Genomic DNA, 14,624 nt, shown 5'->3' on the forward strand with positions numbered 1-14,624 from the left:
TCAGTTGTCCGCGCTGGGCTCTGTGACGGCTTTTGATCGGAACGGGCGCGGGAGCCTCGTGTTGTTCACGCGACCCAGCCGAGAGGAGACGTCATGGCCGATCGTTTGACGATGCAGGACCCCCGCGACCAATACCCCCGCCCGCCCTTCCCCGAGCAGCCCCAGCCGGCGCCGGGCCTGGCGGTGGAGATGGACCCCAAGCCGGACCATGGGGAGACCAGCTACAAGGGCTCGGGCCGTCTGGCCGGACGCAGGGCCCTGATCACCGGCGGCGATTCCGGCATCGGCCGCGCCGCCGCCATCGCCTACGCCCGCGAAGGGGCGGACGTCGCCCTGTCCTATCTGCCGTCCGAAGAGAAGGACGCCGCCGAGGTGGCGCAGCTGATCGAGGCCGAGGGGCGCAAGGTCGTCCGCCTGCCCGGCGACGTGACCGATGAGGCCTGGTGCCGCGATCTGGTGTCCCAGGCGGTCCAGGGTCTGGGCGGGCTGGACATTCTGGTGGTCAACGCCGGGCGTCAGCAGTACCGCGAGACCGTCGGCGAGGTCTCGACCGAGGATTTCGACCGGACGATGAAGACCAATCTCTACGCCCTGCACTGGATCGTCCAGGCGGCGGTCCCGCATCTGCCGGCCGGGGCGGCGGTGATCACCACCGCCTCGATCCAGGCCTATGAGCCCTCGGCCATATTGCTGGATTATGCGACGACCAAGGCGGGGATCGTCGCCTACACCAAGGCCCTGTCCAAACAGCTGCTGGAGAAGGGAATCCGCGTCAACGCCGTGGCGCCCGGCCCCTTCTGGACCGTGCTTCAGCCCTCGGGCGGCCAGCCGATGGAGAAGGTGGTCCACTTCGGCGAACAGAGCGCCTACGGCCGGCCCGGCCAGCCGGTCGAGATCGCGCCCGTCTATGTGCTTCTGGCGTCCCAGGAGGCCAGCTACGTCACCGGCGAGGTCTATGGCGTCACGGGCGGGGCGGGCATCGCCTGACGAAGAGGGCGGACCGGTCCCTGACCGGTCCGCCTGTCAGCGCCAGCCGTCCAGGATCTCGTCGACCGTCGCCGTCTCGATCTGCTGCGAGAAGCGGTCGTGATAGAGGCGCAGGAGATCGTCATGGGGCCCGTCGGCCGAGCTGCAGACCGCGTCCTGGGCGATCACGACCCGATAGCCCAGATCGACCGCCGCCAGGACGGTCGCCAGAACGCAGACGTCGGTCTCGCCCCCGGTGACGATCAGCGTATCCACCCCGCTGCGGCTCAGGACCGCGTCCAGGTCCGAGCCGACCCAGGGCGAATAGACGTGTTTGTCGATCAGCCGGCCGGGCGGGACGAACCGCTGAAGCGGCAGGGCCAGATCGACCAGGCCGGGGTCGATTCGCTCCAGGGTCATGGAGGCCCAGCGCGTCCAGTAGCGGCGCCAGGCCCCCCGCCCTTCTCCCGGTCGGGCGGCGGGGATGAAGCGGGTGAAGGCCGTCCGTTCGGGCCGGCGTTCGCACAGGCGCACGATCTGGGGCATGACCCGCTCGGCCCAGTCCAGTCGCCACGCCGTCTCCTCGACGAACATCCGCTGCATGTCGATGCACAGATGCACCGCATTCTCCGGCACGGCCTCGCGCAGACCCTCGGCCATGGTCAGGCCGCGCCTGCCGCGCCGCTTCCGGCGTTCGGAGAGGAGGGTTCGATCTCCTCGGCGTCGGGCGGGGTCTGGGTGTTGGAGTGGTGTTCGATCCGCCCCGTCTCGACCTCTTCGCGGGCGAAGACCTCCTCCTGTCCGGCCTCCAGCAGCTGATCCTCCGGCCCGCCCAGCCCGCCCTGGGCCAGACCCGAGGCGGCCGATTCGCGGCTGTGGTCGCGGTCGCTCATCGGCTCAGGCCGCCTGACGCGCCGGGGCGCCGGTGTAGCGTTCATATTCCTCGCAATAGCGGTCGGTCAGCCGCGTCTGGTGCTCGCCCTTCTGCTTCAGGGTGATGAACCAGCCCTTCTCCTCCTCATACATATGGGTCAGGACGGCGCCTTCGATATGCTCCCACTTGTCCAGCCAGGCGGTGTCGGAAGGGGCGATGTTCTCCAGCTCGGCCATCTGCGCCTTGGCGGTGGTCTGTTCCAGATAGGCGTGGGCGGCGTGCATCTTCTCGCCGGCCTGTCCCAGGGCCGGGTACAGGACCAGCTCCTCGGCGATCGAATGGCCGTTCAGCACCAGGGCCAGGGCCTTGAGGGCCGCCTGGCGGTCGGCCGCCGATTTCACCCGGCGTCCGCGGGCGAAGGCGCCGCGGATTTCGTCGTGATGGTCCAGAACCAGCGACAGCCAGTCGCCGGGCGCGGCGGCCGCGCGCGCCTGGGCCGTGGCTTCGGCGCGGGCCTCTTGGCCGGGTTGGGGGGTTACGGCGGCCAAGGCCTTGTCGATGATGGACATTCGGGTCTCCTGCGATGCGGAGACAAGGCCGGGGATCAGCAGGCGGTTCCCAATGTCGTCTTTCCAACCTGGGCTGACCGGGCGACGAGGCGGGGGAGGGGGACCAAGGTCGGATTGACGCGGAGGCTTTGCAGGCGTCTGATCCGGGGACTGTCGATCTTTCGGAGGTCGTCCATGAGCCTGCGGTCCCAGACCGATCACGCCAGCCTGATCCAGCAGGCGCTGGACGAGGGCGCCGGCGCGCGCTCCGCCCTGGCGGCCTCCTGGCGTCGGTCCATCACCCTCTACGGCCTTGATCCGGTGCGGGCCGGGGCTGTGGAGACGATCTCTGAACAGGCGCTGCAGGACGCCCGTCAGGCGATGGAGCCGATGACCCGCGCGGCCGAGGGGGTGCTGGACCGGCTGTTTCTGGCGGTCGGCGGGGTCGGCTGCTGCGTCCTGCTGACCAATGCCGAGGGGGTGCCGGTGGAGCGGCGCGGAGCGGCGGCGGACGACGAGACCTTTCATCGCTGGGGCCTGTGGCCGGGCGCGGTCTGGTCCGAGGCGCATGAGGGCACCAACGGCATCGGCACGGCCCTGGCCGAACACCGCCCCGTCACCATCCACCGCGACCAGCATTTCCACGCCCGCAACACCGGCCTGAGCTGCGTCACCCATCCGATCCACGACCCCTTCGGCCGGCTGGCGGGGGCGCTGGACGTCTCGTCCTGCCGGGCGGATGCGACCGAGGCCATACTGGGTCTGATCTCGGCCGCCGTGGCCGACGCCGCCCGGTCGATCGAGGCCCAGGCCTTCCGTCAGACCTTCTGCGACGCCCGCATCGTCCTGGCCGGAAGCGCGGGCGAACGGAATGCGGCGGCCCTGCTGGCCGTGGATCGCGACGATCTGGTGATCGGGGCGACGCGGGCGGCGCGCCTGTCCCTGTCGATCACCGACGAACGGATCGCCGCCCAGCTGCCGGCCTCGGACCTTCTGACGCCCGGCGCGGCCGAGGCGGACCTGTTGGAGGCGGAACGGGGCGCGGTGCGCCGGGCCCTGGCGCGCAGCGGAGGCAATGTCTCGGCCGCCGCCCGCCTGTTGGGCATCAGCCGCGCCACCCTGCACCGCAAGCTGCACCGGCTGGGTCTGAACGACGCCCAGTAACAGCCTCCTGTAATCTGTCGCAAATCTGCGACAGGTTTGCGCCGCATCATGAACCGGGCTTCTGGCGCGGCGGGCCTTGCGGACCGAGTTTGCCTCAAACGACGCCGGACAATCGGCGCCCGAGGAAACCGCAAGGAGACGCACTCGTGACCAAGCCCGAATTCGCCCGCGCCGCGACGCCCAAGTTCAAGACGCGCTATGACAACTTCATCGGCGGCCGCTGGGTCGCCCCCGTCAACGGCCGGTATTTCGAGAACACCTCCCCGGTGAACGGCCGCGTCCTGTGCGAGGTCGCACGCTCGGACGCGGCCGACGTCGAGCTGGCCCTGGACGCCGCCCACGCGGCGAAGGACGCCTGGGGCAAGACCAGCGTCGCCGAACGCGCCGTGATCCTGAACAAGATCGCCGACCGGATCGAAGCCAACCTCCAGGCCGTGGCCGAGGCCGAAACCTGGGACAACGGCAAGCCGGTGCGCGAGACTCTGGCCGCCGACATTCCGCTGGCGATCGACCACTTCCGCTATTTCGCCGGCTGCATCCGCGCCCAGGAAGGCGGGATCTCGGAACTGGACCACGATACGGTCGCCTATCACTTCCATGAACCGCTGGGCGTGGTCGGTCAGATCATCCCGTGGAACTTCCCGATCCTGATGGCCGCCTGGAAGATCGCGCCGGCCCTGGCGGCGGGCAACTGCATCGTCATGAAGCCGGCGGAACAGACCCCGGCCTCCATCCTGGTCGTCATCGAACTGATCCAGGATCTCTTGCCCGCCGGCGTGCTGAACATCGTCTCCGGCACGGGCGCCGAGGTGGGCGAACCGCTGGCCACCAATCCGCGCATCGCCAAGATCGCCTTCACCGGCTCGACCGCCGTCGGCCAGAAGATCATGGAATATGCGACCCGGAACATCATTCCGGTGACGCTGGAGCTGGGCGGCAAGTCGCCGAACATCTTCTTCAAGGACGTGATGGACGCCGACGACGCCTTCCTGGACAAGGCGCTGGAAGGCTTTGCGATGTTCGCCCTGAACCAGGGCGAGGTCTGCACCTGCCCCAGCCGCGCCCTGATCCAAGAAGACATCTATGAGGCCTTCATCGAGAAGGCCATCGCCCGGGTCGAGGCCATCGTCCAGGGCGACCCGCTGGACCCCGCGACCATGATCGGCGCCCAGGCCTCGGACCAGCAGCTGAAGAAGATCCTGAGCTATCTGAAGATCGGCCGCGAAGAGGGCGCCCAGGTCCTGACCGGGGGCGACCAGGCCCAGCTTCAGGACGATCTGGCCGGCGGCTATTACGTCAAGCCGACGGTGTTCAAAGGCACGAACGACATGCGGATCTTCCAGGAGGAGATCTTCGGTCCCGTCCTGGCCGTGACCACCTTCAAGACCTTCGAAGAGGCGATGGAGATCGCCAACGACACCGAATACGGCCTGGGCGCCGGGGTGTGGTCGCGCGACATGAACACGGCCTATCGCGCCGGCCGCGCCATCCAGGCCGGGCGGGTCTGGACCAACTGCTATCACCAGTATCCGGCCCACGCGGCCTTCGGCGGCTACAAGAAGTCGGGCATCGGCCGTGAAAACCACCGGATGATGCTGGATCACTATCAGCAGACCAAGAACCTTCTGGTCAGCTACAGCCCGAACAAGCTGGGCTTCTTCTGATCTGCATCAAGGATGGCCGGCTCCGGATCGGCCATCCTCCGATCGCTCTCTGATCCGTCTGTCCGGAGAGCGGCTCCCAGGCGGGCGGGCCGGTGTCCTGCTTCCGGTCCGCCCGTTCCCCCTTCTGATCGAGGATGAACCATGGCCAAAACCATGAAGGCCGCCGTCGTGCGCGAATTCGGCAAGCCCCTGGTGATCGAGGATGCGCCGATCCCCACCCCCGGACCCGGCATGATCCAGGTGAAGGTCGTCGCCAGCGGCGTCTGCCACACCGATCTGCACGCCGCCGAGGGCGACTGGCCGGTCAAGCCCAATCCGCCCTTCATTCCGGGCCACGAAGGCGTCGGCTACGTCTCGGGCGTCGGCGCCGGCGTGAAACACGTCAAGGAGGGCGACCGCGTCGGGGTGCCCTGGCTCTATTCCGCCTGCGGCCATTGCAAACACTGCCTCGGCGGGTGGGAGACCCTGTGCCACGAGCAGCAGAACACCGGCTATTCGGTGAACGGCGGATTCGCCGAATATGTGGTGGCGGACCCGAACTTCGTCGGCCATCTGCCCGATAACATCGGCTTTGAAGAGATCGCGCCGATCCTGTGCGCCGGCGTCACCGTCTATAAGGGGCTGAAGGTCACGGAGACCAAGCCCGGCGACTGGGTGGTGATCTCGGGCGTCGGCGGCCTGGGCCATCTGGCGGTGCAATACGCCAAGGCCATGGGGATGAACGTCGCGGCCGTCGACATCGACGACGCCAAGCTGGACCTGGCGCGGCGTCTGGGCGCCTCGGTGACGGTCAACGCCAAGACCTCCAACGACCCCGCCGCCGAGATCAAGCGTCAGACCGACGGCGGCGCCCAGGGGGTGCTGGTCACCGCCGTCTCGCCCAAGGCGTTCGAACAGGCCCTGGGCATGACGGCGCGCGGGGCGACGGTCGCCCTGAACGGCCTGCCGCCCGGCGACTTCCCCCTGTCGATATTCGACATGGTGCTGAACGGCACCACGGTGCGCGGCTCTATCGTCGGCACCCGGCTGGACCTTCAGGAGGCGCTGGACTTCGCCGCCCAGGGCAAGGTCAAGTCCACCATCGCCGTGGAGCCCCTGGACAATATCAACGACATCTTCGCCCGGATGCACAGGGGCCAGATCGAGGGCCGGATCGTCATGTCGATCGACTGATCGGCCGGTGCGGATCAGGCGATCCGCACCTCGACCCCGCCGTCGCGCGCCGCAGCCGCGACGGCGGCGGGGGGCGGCTGGTCCGTGATGATCATGGCCACCTGGGACCAGTCCGCCGCCTGGGCGCGGCCCGCCGCCCCGAATTTGGAGGCGTCCGTCAGACAGACCGCCTTGCGCGCATTGGGCAGCACCGCCCGGGCATAGGCCGCCTCTTCCGGCTCGTGATCGAGAAAGCCGTGCGCGGCGTCGATGGCGACGATGGAGAAGAAGGCCAGGTCCGGCACGAACCGGTTGGCGTAGGCGGCGGCGTCCGCATCGAAACTGGCCCGATAGGCGGGGTTGACCGCCCCGCCCGCCAGGAAGATCCGGGCGTCCGACAGGGCCGCCAGCTCTCCCGCCGTCTCCAGACTGTTGGTCACGACCGTCAGATCGCGCACGGAGGCGATCCGGCGCGCCAGCCAGAAGACGGTGGTGCTGGAATCCAGCAGCAGGGTCATGCCTGGTTCGACCAACTCGGCCGCGCGGGCCGCGATCCGCTTCTTGGCCTCGGCGTTGATGTTCAGTCTCTGCCGCCACGGCGCCTCGGCGCGGCGATCAGGCAGGCGGACGCCGCCGTGCACCTTTCGCACCGCCCCTTCCTGCTCCAGCCGTCGGATGTCGCGGCGGATCGTCTCCTCGGACACATCAAAGGCCGTCGCCAGATCGGCGATCGAACAGGCGCCCTGATCAGCCAGGGCGGACAATAGGGCTTCGAGCCGTGCGGACTGATTCAACGCCGTGCCTTGGGTCATGCAACTCGTGTGACATGTGGCGCCTGCCTTCGTCAAAATCCACACAAAAACACAAAATGCCACAATAGTTCACATCGATGTCACAGGCCCGGCGTAGATCGTTCGAAGACGGCTCAGCGCCGTCCAAACGTCAGGGGATGTCATCATGGTTCTTTCAAACACGCGCTTTTGCGCGCGCGCCCTGCTGTGCGGCGCAGCGCTCGCAGCGATCCTGCCCGCCGCCGCCTTGGCTCAAACCGCGCCGGCCCAAGGCGGGACGGCGGACGCCGCCAACCTCGCCGACATCATCGTGACCGGTTCGCGCAGCGCCACCCGCCGCGCCGAGGCGGAGCAGCGCCAGGCCGACATCGTTTCGGAAGTCATCTCCGCCGATGAGCTGCTGACCATCCCGTCCACCAGCGTGGCGGCGGCGCTGAAGCGTCTGCCGGGCGTCAGCACCGTCAACGACCGCGGCACGGGCGACGCCCGCTACGTCAGCATTCGCGGCCTGGACAGCGCCCTGAACGTCTACACGATGAACGGCGTGCGCCTGGCGACCTCGGGCCGCGACAACCGCGCCGTGGCCCTGGACCTGCTGCCGCCCGACGGCCTGGACACGGTGCGGGTGGTCAAGAGCGTGACCCCGGATCTGGACGGCGACGCGGTCGGCGGCACCATCGACTTCCGCCTGCCCAGCCCCTTCGACTTCGGCGACGGCATGGCCAGCCTTTCGGTCCGCGCCAGCCGGGAAAACATCGCGGACAAGACGGCGACCGACCTGACCGGCGCCTTCTCGACCTTCCTCGATTCCGACCGGACCCTGGGCCTTTACGGCGTGGTCTTCCATACCGAACGGACCATTACGGGCGAGCGCAACGAGAACATCAGCTACAACACCAGCTGGCGTCCGAACGGCCTCCTGCCGGATAGCGACACCGTCCTGTCGGAAGACACCCCCCTGCGGCTGGTCTCGCACGGCCTGGACCGGTTCGTGAACGACATCGACCGCACCGGCGGCAACTTCACCCTGGAGTACCGCCCGACGTCGAATGACGAACTTCACCTGCGCGGCCTGTACTCCCAGTGGAAGAACGATCAGCTGCACGACTATATCGACGTCAAGACCGGTCAGGACGACAAGGGCGCCATCAACAGCTTCTCGTCCCTGATGGGCGCCGAGGTGAAGCAGGAGGACAACCGCTTGGGCGTGCTGAACCTGGGCGGCCGCCACGTCCGCAGCGCCTTCGAGCTGGACTACGACATCGCCTATACCTACGGCCGGACCGAGACGCCGAACCAGTGGTATATGGAATATGTCACGGACGGCAGCCTGCCGATCTACAGCACCCCGATCGGCTTCGACGCTTCGGACAGCAAACACCCGACCTGGGTGATGAGCGAGGCCCAGTCCTCGGCCATGCTGAACCCGGCCAATCTGAAGTTCGACTACGCCGAACTGTATCGCCGGATCTCCGAAGACTCTCAGGCCTACGCCGCCGTCAATCTGGCCTGGTCTCCGGAAGACAAGGGCGTGCTGAAGACCGTCAAGGGCGGCTTCCGCTTCCGCCGGTCGCAACGGGATTATGATCAGCAGCAGGACGTCGACAGCGGCACGCGCGACATTCCGGGTCTGGCCGGCGGCTCGCCCCTGTCGGACCACAGCGACCTGATCGCGGGCTCGATCGATCATTTCGACGACGACCACTATCGCGGCCTGACGCGCTTCGGCACGATCCTGGAGATGAACCGCGTCCTGGCCGTGCTGCAAGCCGCGCCGCGCGTGACGGACGACGAATACCCCTGGAACCTGAACGACTCCTCGGGCCGCGAGACCAGCTACAGCGGCTACGCCATGGCGGTGCTGGAACGGGGCGCCTGGTCGGCCACGGCCGGGGCGCGGGTGGAGCGGACCGACATCCACAACGAGGCTCTGGTCACGACCGAGGACGCCGTCACCGGCGTGGTCACGCGCGAGTTCGGCGGCGCCACCGGCACGACCGAGGCCAGCTACACCCAGGTCCTGCCCAGCCTGCACGTCGACTGGCGTCCGAACGCGGACTGGACCGTGCGCGCCGCCGTCTGGACCTCCTTCGCCCGTCCCAACTTCACGGACATCTCCAAGGGGATCAACATCGAGTCCAACGGCCCGCGGATCGTCTCCATCGCCAAGGGCAACCCCGATCTGAAGCCGGCCGAGGCCCTGAACTTCGATCTGGGCGTCCAGTACGCCGGCGAACAAGGCTTCCTGTCGGTCGGCCTGTTCCGCAAGGAGATCGACAACTTCATCTATCAGTCGGCGGGCTCGCAGGTGATGGTCGGCGCCGACGGCGTGCCGATCACCACCTCGGCCAACGGCAAGGACGCCACCATCTGGGGCGTCGAGCTTGCAGGGCGCCGCGACCTGATCGCCGGCTTCTCAGCCTGGGCCAACTACACCTACCAGCCCAGCAAGGCCGATCCCGGCATCGCCTGGCGCGAAGGCGTCGAGGTGGGCCTGCCGAATGCGCCCAAGGTCCTGGGCAACGTCGGCCTGAGCTACAAGCGCGACCGGTTCGACGCCGACCTGGGCTACAGCTATCGCGGCCGCTACATCGCCACCCTGCGCGCCAATGCGCTGGATGAATACATCCAGCCCCAGGCAACGCTGGACTTCGGCGCGCGTCTGCAACTGACCGACCAGCTGGTGCTCAGCGCCTATGGCGAGAACCTGACGGGCGAGGCCGGCTACTGGGCCACGCGCGGCAAGTCGGAACGCTACACCATCGGCTATCAGACCGCGCCGCGCATGCTGGGTCTGGGTCTGACCTGGCGTCACTGAGGGGCTTGGTCCTCACCGTCGCAAACCTGTCGCCCGCGCCGGTCATAAGATCGGCGCGGGCCTTGTTCGGAAACATCTGATGTCTGTCGATCGGCGATCTCTTCTGGCGGGCGGCCTCGCCGGCGGCCTGGGCGCGGCCTTGGCGGCGGGGCTTCCGGCCTCATTGGCGAGGGCCCTGTCCATTCCGGCCGACGTCCGCAAGGGCACGATCGAGGACGTGGCCCATGTGGTGATCCTGATGCAGGAGAACCGCAGCTTCGACCACTATTTCGGCGCCCTGGCCGGGGTGCGGGGCTTCGGCGATCCCCATCCCATTCCCGTCGCGTCCGGCCCCGACGGCGCCCCGCGCGACGTCTGGACTCAGGTGGACCGCACGGTCCAGCCCGCCGCCGAGGTCGGTCCCTTCCACCTGGCGACGACCGCCGACTTCGACCTGATGCGGATGGAGGGGACGCCCCACCACTGGCCCGACGCCCAGGCGGCCTGGGACCAGGGGCGTATGGCCCATTGGCCCGAGGCCAAGACCCAGCGCGCCCTGGGCTATTATCGGCGCGAGGACATCCCGTTCCAATACGCCATGGCTGAGGCCTTCACCCTGTGCGACGCCTATCACTGCTCGGTCCAGACGGGGACCAACACCAACCGCCTGTTCCTGTTCAGCGGGACGAACGACCCGCACGGCCGCGCCGGCGGCCCGGTCATCGACAATGTCGACGACGATCTGAACAAGCCCGACGCCGACCAGCCCCGCTATGACTGGACCACCTATGCCGAGCGGCTTCAGGCGGCGGGGATCGACTGGCGCCACTATCAGAATCTGGCCGACAATTTCGGCGACAACCCGGTCCAGAACTTCATGGCCTATCGCCGCGCCTGGCGTGGCGAGCCGGGTTCGGACCCGGCGCTGAAGGAACGGGCCCTGTCCACCCGCGACCTGGATCAGCTGAAGGCCGACGTCCTGGCCGGCCGCCTGCCGCAGGTGTCGTGGATCATCGGCACGGCCGAGGGGTCCGAACACCCCGGCCCGTCCAGCCCGGCCCAGGGGGCGGACTATATGTCTCGCGTCATCGACGCCCTGACCGCCGATCCGGCCGTCTGGGCGCGGACGGTGCTGTTCATCAACTTCGATGAGAACGACGGCTTCTTCGACCACGTCCCGCCGCCCGCCCCGCCGTCGCCCGACGCCGATGCGCCCGGCGGTTTCGCCGGCGCCTCCACCGTCTCGACCGAGGGGGAATACCACCGCCTGCCGGCGCCCGGCGCCGACGGGGACGAGGCCCAGTTCCGGGGGCGGCCCTACGGCCTGGGGCCGCGGGTGCCCATGTATGTGCTGTCGCCCTGGTCGCGCGGCGGTTTCGTCCATTCGGAGGTGGCCGACCACACCTCGGTGATCCGGTTCCTGGAGCGTCGCTTCGGGGTGATGGAGCCCAACATCTCGCCCTGGCGACGGGCGGTGTGCAGCGACCTGACGACCGCCTTCGACTTCGCCACGCCGAACCAGACGCCTTTCGTCGATCACCTGCCCGAGACCGCAGAGGTCCGGGCGCGGGCGGCCGCCATTCCCGAACAGCCGTCGCCGACCGCTCCGGTCCGGCCGGCGCGCCCGGTGCAGGAGCCGGGCCAGAGGCCCATGCGCCCGCATCGCTATCGGCTTCAGGCCCATTGCGACGTCGATGCGGCGGCGGCGCGCGCGGAACTCACCTTCGTGTCGCAGGGGGATCTGGCCGCGGTCTTCCATGTCTATGACCGGTTGCACCTGGATCGGCTGCCCCGGCGCTACACGGTGGGGGCGGGCGGACGGTTGACGGGCGCCTGGGACCTGTCGGCCGACGGCGGACGCTACGACCTGTGGGTGTTGGGACCGGCTGGCTTCCACGCCCATTTCGTCGGCTGAGGCGCAACCGAGGCGAGCCGCTTGCCGTTTCGGGCGGTTCTAATTCAGGCGTGAAAACACGGCGCCCGGGCCGATCGGCGCCCGGCTGACCACCGCAGCCCCGCCGCTGGAGGCGCGCGCCAGCAGGAGCAAGTCATCGCTCCGGTTCGATTCGGCGGGGCGGGGCGCTTCGGTCAAGGTCTCGTCGGCCAGGTTGAAGGCGAAGGCCGCCCCACCCAAGGGGCTGGGCGTCAGGGCCAGGGTTCCGCCGTGGGCCTCCACCAGGGTGCGGCAGATCGACAAACCCAGGCCCATGCCGCCGGGCTTGCTGCTGGCCAGGGGCTCGAACAATTTGCCGGCCATGTCAGGGGCGACGCCGGGGCCGTTGTCGGCGACCGACAGCTGGTAGCCGCCGTCGATCAGGCCGCCCGCAATCTCAATGCGGCGGCGCTTGCCGTTCTCCGGGGCGTCGAGCGCATTGCGGATCAGATTGATCAGGACCTGCTGAATCTGCACGCGGTCGCACCAGGCCGTATCCGCCGGGTCCAGCCGCACCTGTATGTCCGCCCTCGTCCCCCCTGCGTGCATCCTGAGGATCGGCAGGATTTCCTTGACCACCTCCGACACATTTTCCCGAACCCGAGGACCGGATTCGTGACGCATCATCTGGCGCAGGCGGCGAATGATGGCTGTCGCCCGGTCGATCTGGCCCTTGGCGGCGATCAGCGCCTGAGGGAGGTCGTCCGCAGCCTCCGGCCGGGCCTCAGCCATCCGCCGGGCCGCCTCCAGAAAGTTCGCGGCGGCGGACAGGGGTTGGCTCAGATCATGGGCCGCCATCGAGGCCACTTCGCCCAGCGAGTTCAGCCGCCAATTGTACATGATCTGAAGCCGCAGATCCTGGACGGCGGTCTCGGCGGCGACCCGGGCGGACACGTCCTGAATGAACAGGGTGGCGCAGTCGCAGGTCTTGTGGGTGAAGCGGGTGGCCTGGATCTCGACGAAGGCGTCTTCGCCGTCGGCGCGACGCGCTTGCCAGATGGGGGCCTGGCCCGACGGATCGCGGCGGCCATTGAAGGCCTGGGCCGCCTCGGGGGTGGCGACGTCGTCCAGATTAAAGCCTTCAAACAGGGCGTCGATGCTCAGGGACGGATCGTCCAAAACGGCGCCGAACAGCTGTTGAGCCGCCGGATTATGGTTGCGGACACGGCCGGTCCGATCGACGGCCACGATCGCCATCGGCGCGCCGACAAAGACGCTGCTCGCCAGCGAATCTTCCAACAGCTTTCCTCCTCCTTCGACGCCGGCCCGCTTCTCGATGGTCGAGTCCTGGTCACCATTGAGAATAGATGCCTTGCGTCTCTGTGCAATGGATTACGACCTTGGTCGATGATCGGATTACTGATGAGAATCAGACGCAGACTTATTGACGTTTGCGGTCTTTGGTCCGACGGCATCTTTCGCTCGGCAAGAGCATGATCGTTTCGGACGGAACCGCTTCGCGGTTCCGACAGAAGCGTGAATCATGCTCTCGCTTTAATCTGGAGCCTGATTCACCGTTTCAGCGGAACCGCGAAGCGGTTCCTCCTCAACGGATCAGGCTCTAGGAGCGAGGCGGTCGGCGCCGCCGAAGGCCGTTCCTACGCCGCCTGGGTCTATGGCGAACACTCAGGGCTGCATGGTTAGCCTTGCACGATCAGGGCGCGGCCCAGCCTCTTTGCGCGGTTTTAAGTATAGTTGCTGCGCTAAGTACAACCCCCTAACCCAGGGTTGAAGCCGGTTTAACCATGCAAGCTAATGATGCTTCTGGTTGTGTGGCTAAGGCTGCGGAAGGGGACTGAGATGACTGTTACTATTTCGACCAAGAGGGGGCGTTGCGCGCCCCCGGCGAGGTCTGACCTGACCGCACTTCGCCCCTTCTTCAATTTTCAGGACGCCCCATGGCCGGTCGCGTCCCTCGCCCACCCCTAACCGGCCATTGCGGAGAGAGATCATGCGTTTCACCATAAAGGCCAAGCTGGCCGTAACCTTCGGCCTGTTGATCCTGGCCCTCGTCGGCATCGTCGCCCTGTCGATCAGCCGACTGGGGACGTTAAACCAATCCATCACCGAACTGATCGAGGGGCCGGCGGCGCAGCTGAGCCGCGCCCAGAGTGTGGACGCCGAGTTCGGCGGCGTGGTGCGGCGCGAACGCGGCATGGTGCTGGCGACCGACCCCGCACAGGTCCGGACCTTTTCGGAAGAGGCGAAACAGGCTGCAGGACGCCTTGAAGATCAGCTGAACCAGGCCCTCGCCGCCGCCTCGCCCGAGGCCAAGGGCGACTGGACCAAGCTGGCCGACACCTGGGCCCAGTACAAGCTGATCAGCAACGAGGTTCATCGTCTGGCCCTGGCGAACGACAAGGCCGGCGCCGGCGCCCTGATGCTGAACGAGGCCCGGACCTTGGCGGCCGAACTGGAGAAGTCCACCCACCGCATCGTTGAAATCGACAGGGAGAAGATGAAGGAGGCCGAGGCGGCCACCACAACCGTCTTCGAAAACGCCCGAACCGGCCTGATCATCACCGCCGTGGCGGCGGTTCTGGTGGCCCTGGGCGGCTGCACCCTGGTGTCCTTCATCATCAAGCGGGGTCTGCATCGCGCCAATGAGGCGGTCCGCGCCGTGGCCGAGGGGGATCTGACCAGGACGGTCGCCGTCACCACCCGCGATGAGATCGGCGACATGCTGGGCAATCTGAACACCATGATCGAACGGCTGCGCGGCGTGGTGTCCGACG

12 protein-coding genes (1 of these 12 running past the window's edge) are annotated in these 14,624 nt (G+C 67.7%); 7 read left to right on the forward strand and 5 right to left on the reverse strand.

Translation table 11 applies throughout. The features are described from left to right. Nucleotides 1–93: 93 nt before the first annotated feature. Complete coding sequence (locus tag ACZ5M6_RS05485; protein WP_464159859.1) at nt 94–987, forward strand: SDR family oxidoreductase; 894 nt, start codon at nt 94–96, stop codon at nt 985–987. A 36-nt stretch (nt 988–1,023) separates the two neighbouring features. On the opposite strand, the gene ACZ5M6_RS05490 is transcribed toward ACZ5M6_RS05485, so the two are convergent. The 3 genes from ACZ5M6_RS05490 to ACZ5M6_RS05500 are packed head-to-tail and all read right to left on the reverse strand — an operon-like array spanning nt 1,024 to nt 2,409. Further along, nucleotides 1,024–1,626, reverse strand: a complete 603-nt coding sequence (locus ACZ5M6_RS05490) for a cysteine hydrolase family protein (protein WP_054764823.1) — start codon at nt 1,624–1,626, stop codon at nt 1,024–1,026. A gap of 2 nt (nt 1,627–1,628) precedes the next feature. Then, nucleotides 1,629–1,859 (reverse strand): hypothetical protein, encoded by a 231-nt coding sequence (locus ACZ5M6_RS05495; protein ID WP_191558210.1) that lies wholly within the window; start codon nt 1,857–1,859, stop codon nt 1,629–1,631. A 4-nt stretch (nt 1,860–1,863) separates the two neighbouring features. Continuing rightward, nucleotides 1,864–2,409: a hemerythrin domain-containing protein gene (locus ACZ5M6_RS05500; RefSeq protein WP_333896984.1), complete on the reverse strand. Its 546-nt coding sequence runs from the start codon at nt 2,407–2,409 to the stop codon at nt 1,864–1,866. Nucleotides 2,410–2,583: 174 nt separating this feature from the next. Between ACZ5M6_RS05500 and ACZ5M6_RS05505 the strand changes: the two genes are divergently transcribed. The 3 genes from ACZ5M6_RS05505 to adhP all read left to right on the forward strand — a co-directional run bounded on the left by ACZ5M6_RS05505 (nt 2,584) and on the right by adhP (nt 6,389). Beyond that, complete coding sequence (locus ACZ5M6_RS05505; RefSeq protein WP_054764826.1) at nt 2,584–3,552, forward strand: GAF domain-containing protein; 969 nt, start codon at nt 2,584–2,586, stop codon at nt 3,550–3,552. A 146-nt stretch (nt 3,553–3,698) separates the two neighbouring features. Continuing rightward, nucleotides 3,699–5,216, forward strand: coding sequence for an acetaldehyde dehydrogenase ExaC (exaC, locus tag ACZ5M6_RS05510; RefSeq protein ID WP_287396753.1), 1,518 nt, complete (start codon nt 3,699–3,701; stop codon nt 5,214–5,216). A 141-nt stretch (nt 5,217–5,357) separates the two neighbouring features. Then, nucleotides 5,358–6,389, forward strand: coding sequence for an alcohol dehydrogenase AdhP (gene adhP, locus ACZ5M6_RS05515; RefSeq protein ID WP_333896988.1), 1,032 nt, complete (start codon nt 5,358–5,360; stop codon nt 6,387–6,389). A gap of 14 nt (nt 6,390–6,403) precedes the next feature. Here the strand turns inward: adhP and ACZ5M6_RS05520 are convergent, their stop codons facing one another. Then, on the reverse strand, nt 6,404–7,180 hold the full coding sequence (locus ACZ5M6_RS05520) for a DeoR/GlpR family DNA-binding transcription regulator (RefSeq protein WP_182715098.1): 777 nt from the start codon (nt 7,178–7,180) through the stop codon (nt 6,404–6,406). A gap of 145 nt (nt 7,181–7,325) precedes the next feature. Here ACZ5M6_RS05520 and ACZ5M6_RS05525 point away from each other — a divergent pair, with 145 nt between their 5' ends. Together ACZ5M6_RS05525 and ACZ5M6_RS05530 are read left to right on the forward strand one after the other, a co-directional pair. Then, nucleotides 7,326–9,977 (forward strand): TonB-dependent receptor, encoded by a 2,652-nt coding sequence (locus ACZ5M6_RS05525; protein ID WP_152949578.1) that lies wholly within the window; start codon nt 7,326–7,328, stop codon nt 9,975–9,977. Nucleotides 9,978–10,056: 79 nt separating this feature from the next. Further along, nucleotides 10,057–11,871: a phosphocholine-specific phospholipase C gene (locus tag ACZ5M6_RS05530; RefSeq protein WP_287396758.1), complete on the forward strand. Its 1,815-nt coding sequence runs from the start codon at nt 10,057–10,059 to the stop codon at nt 11,869–11,871. A 39-nt stretch (nt 11,872–11,910) separates the two neighbouring features. Here ACZ5M6_RS05530 and ACZ5M6_RS05535 read toward each other — a convergent pair whose 3' ends face one another. Continuing rightward, nucleotides 11,911–13,128 carry a sensor histidine kinase gene (locus ACZ5M6_RS05535; RefSeq protein ID WP_409615329.1) on the reverse strand — a complete coding sequence of 406 codons (1,218 nt, stop codon included), beginning with the start codon at nt 13,126–13,128 and terminating at the stop codon, nt 11,911–11,913. A 712-nt stretch (nt 13,129–13,840) separates the two neighbouring features. Here ACZ5M6_RS05535 and ACZ5M6_RS05540 point away from each other — a divergent pair. After that, nucleotides 13,841–14,624, forward strand: the start of a protein-coding gene (locus tag ACZ5M6_RS05540; protein WP_333896989.1) for a methyl-accepting chemotaxis protein. 929 nt of this gene lie beyond the right edge of the window; only the first 784 of its 1,713 coding nucleotides appear in the window; its start codon is at nt 13,841–13,843; the stop codon falls past the right edge of the window.

This window comes from Brevundimonas sp. Br13, from assembly GCF_055391505.1.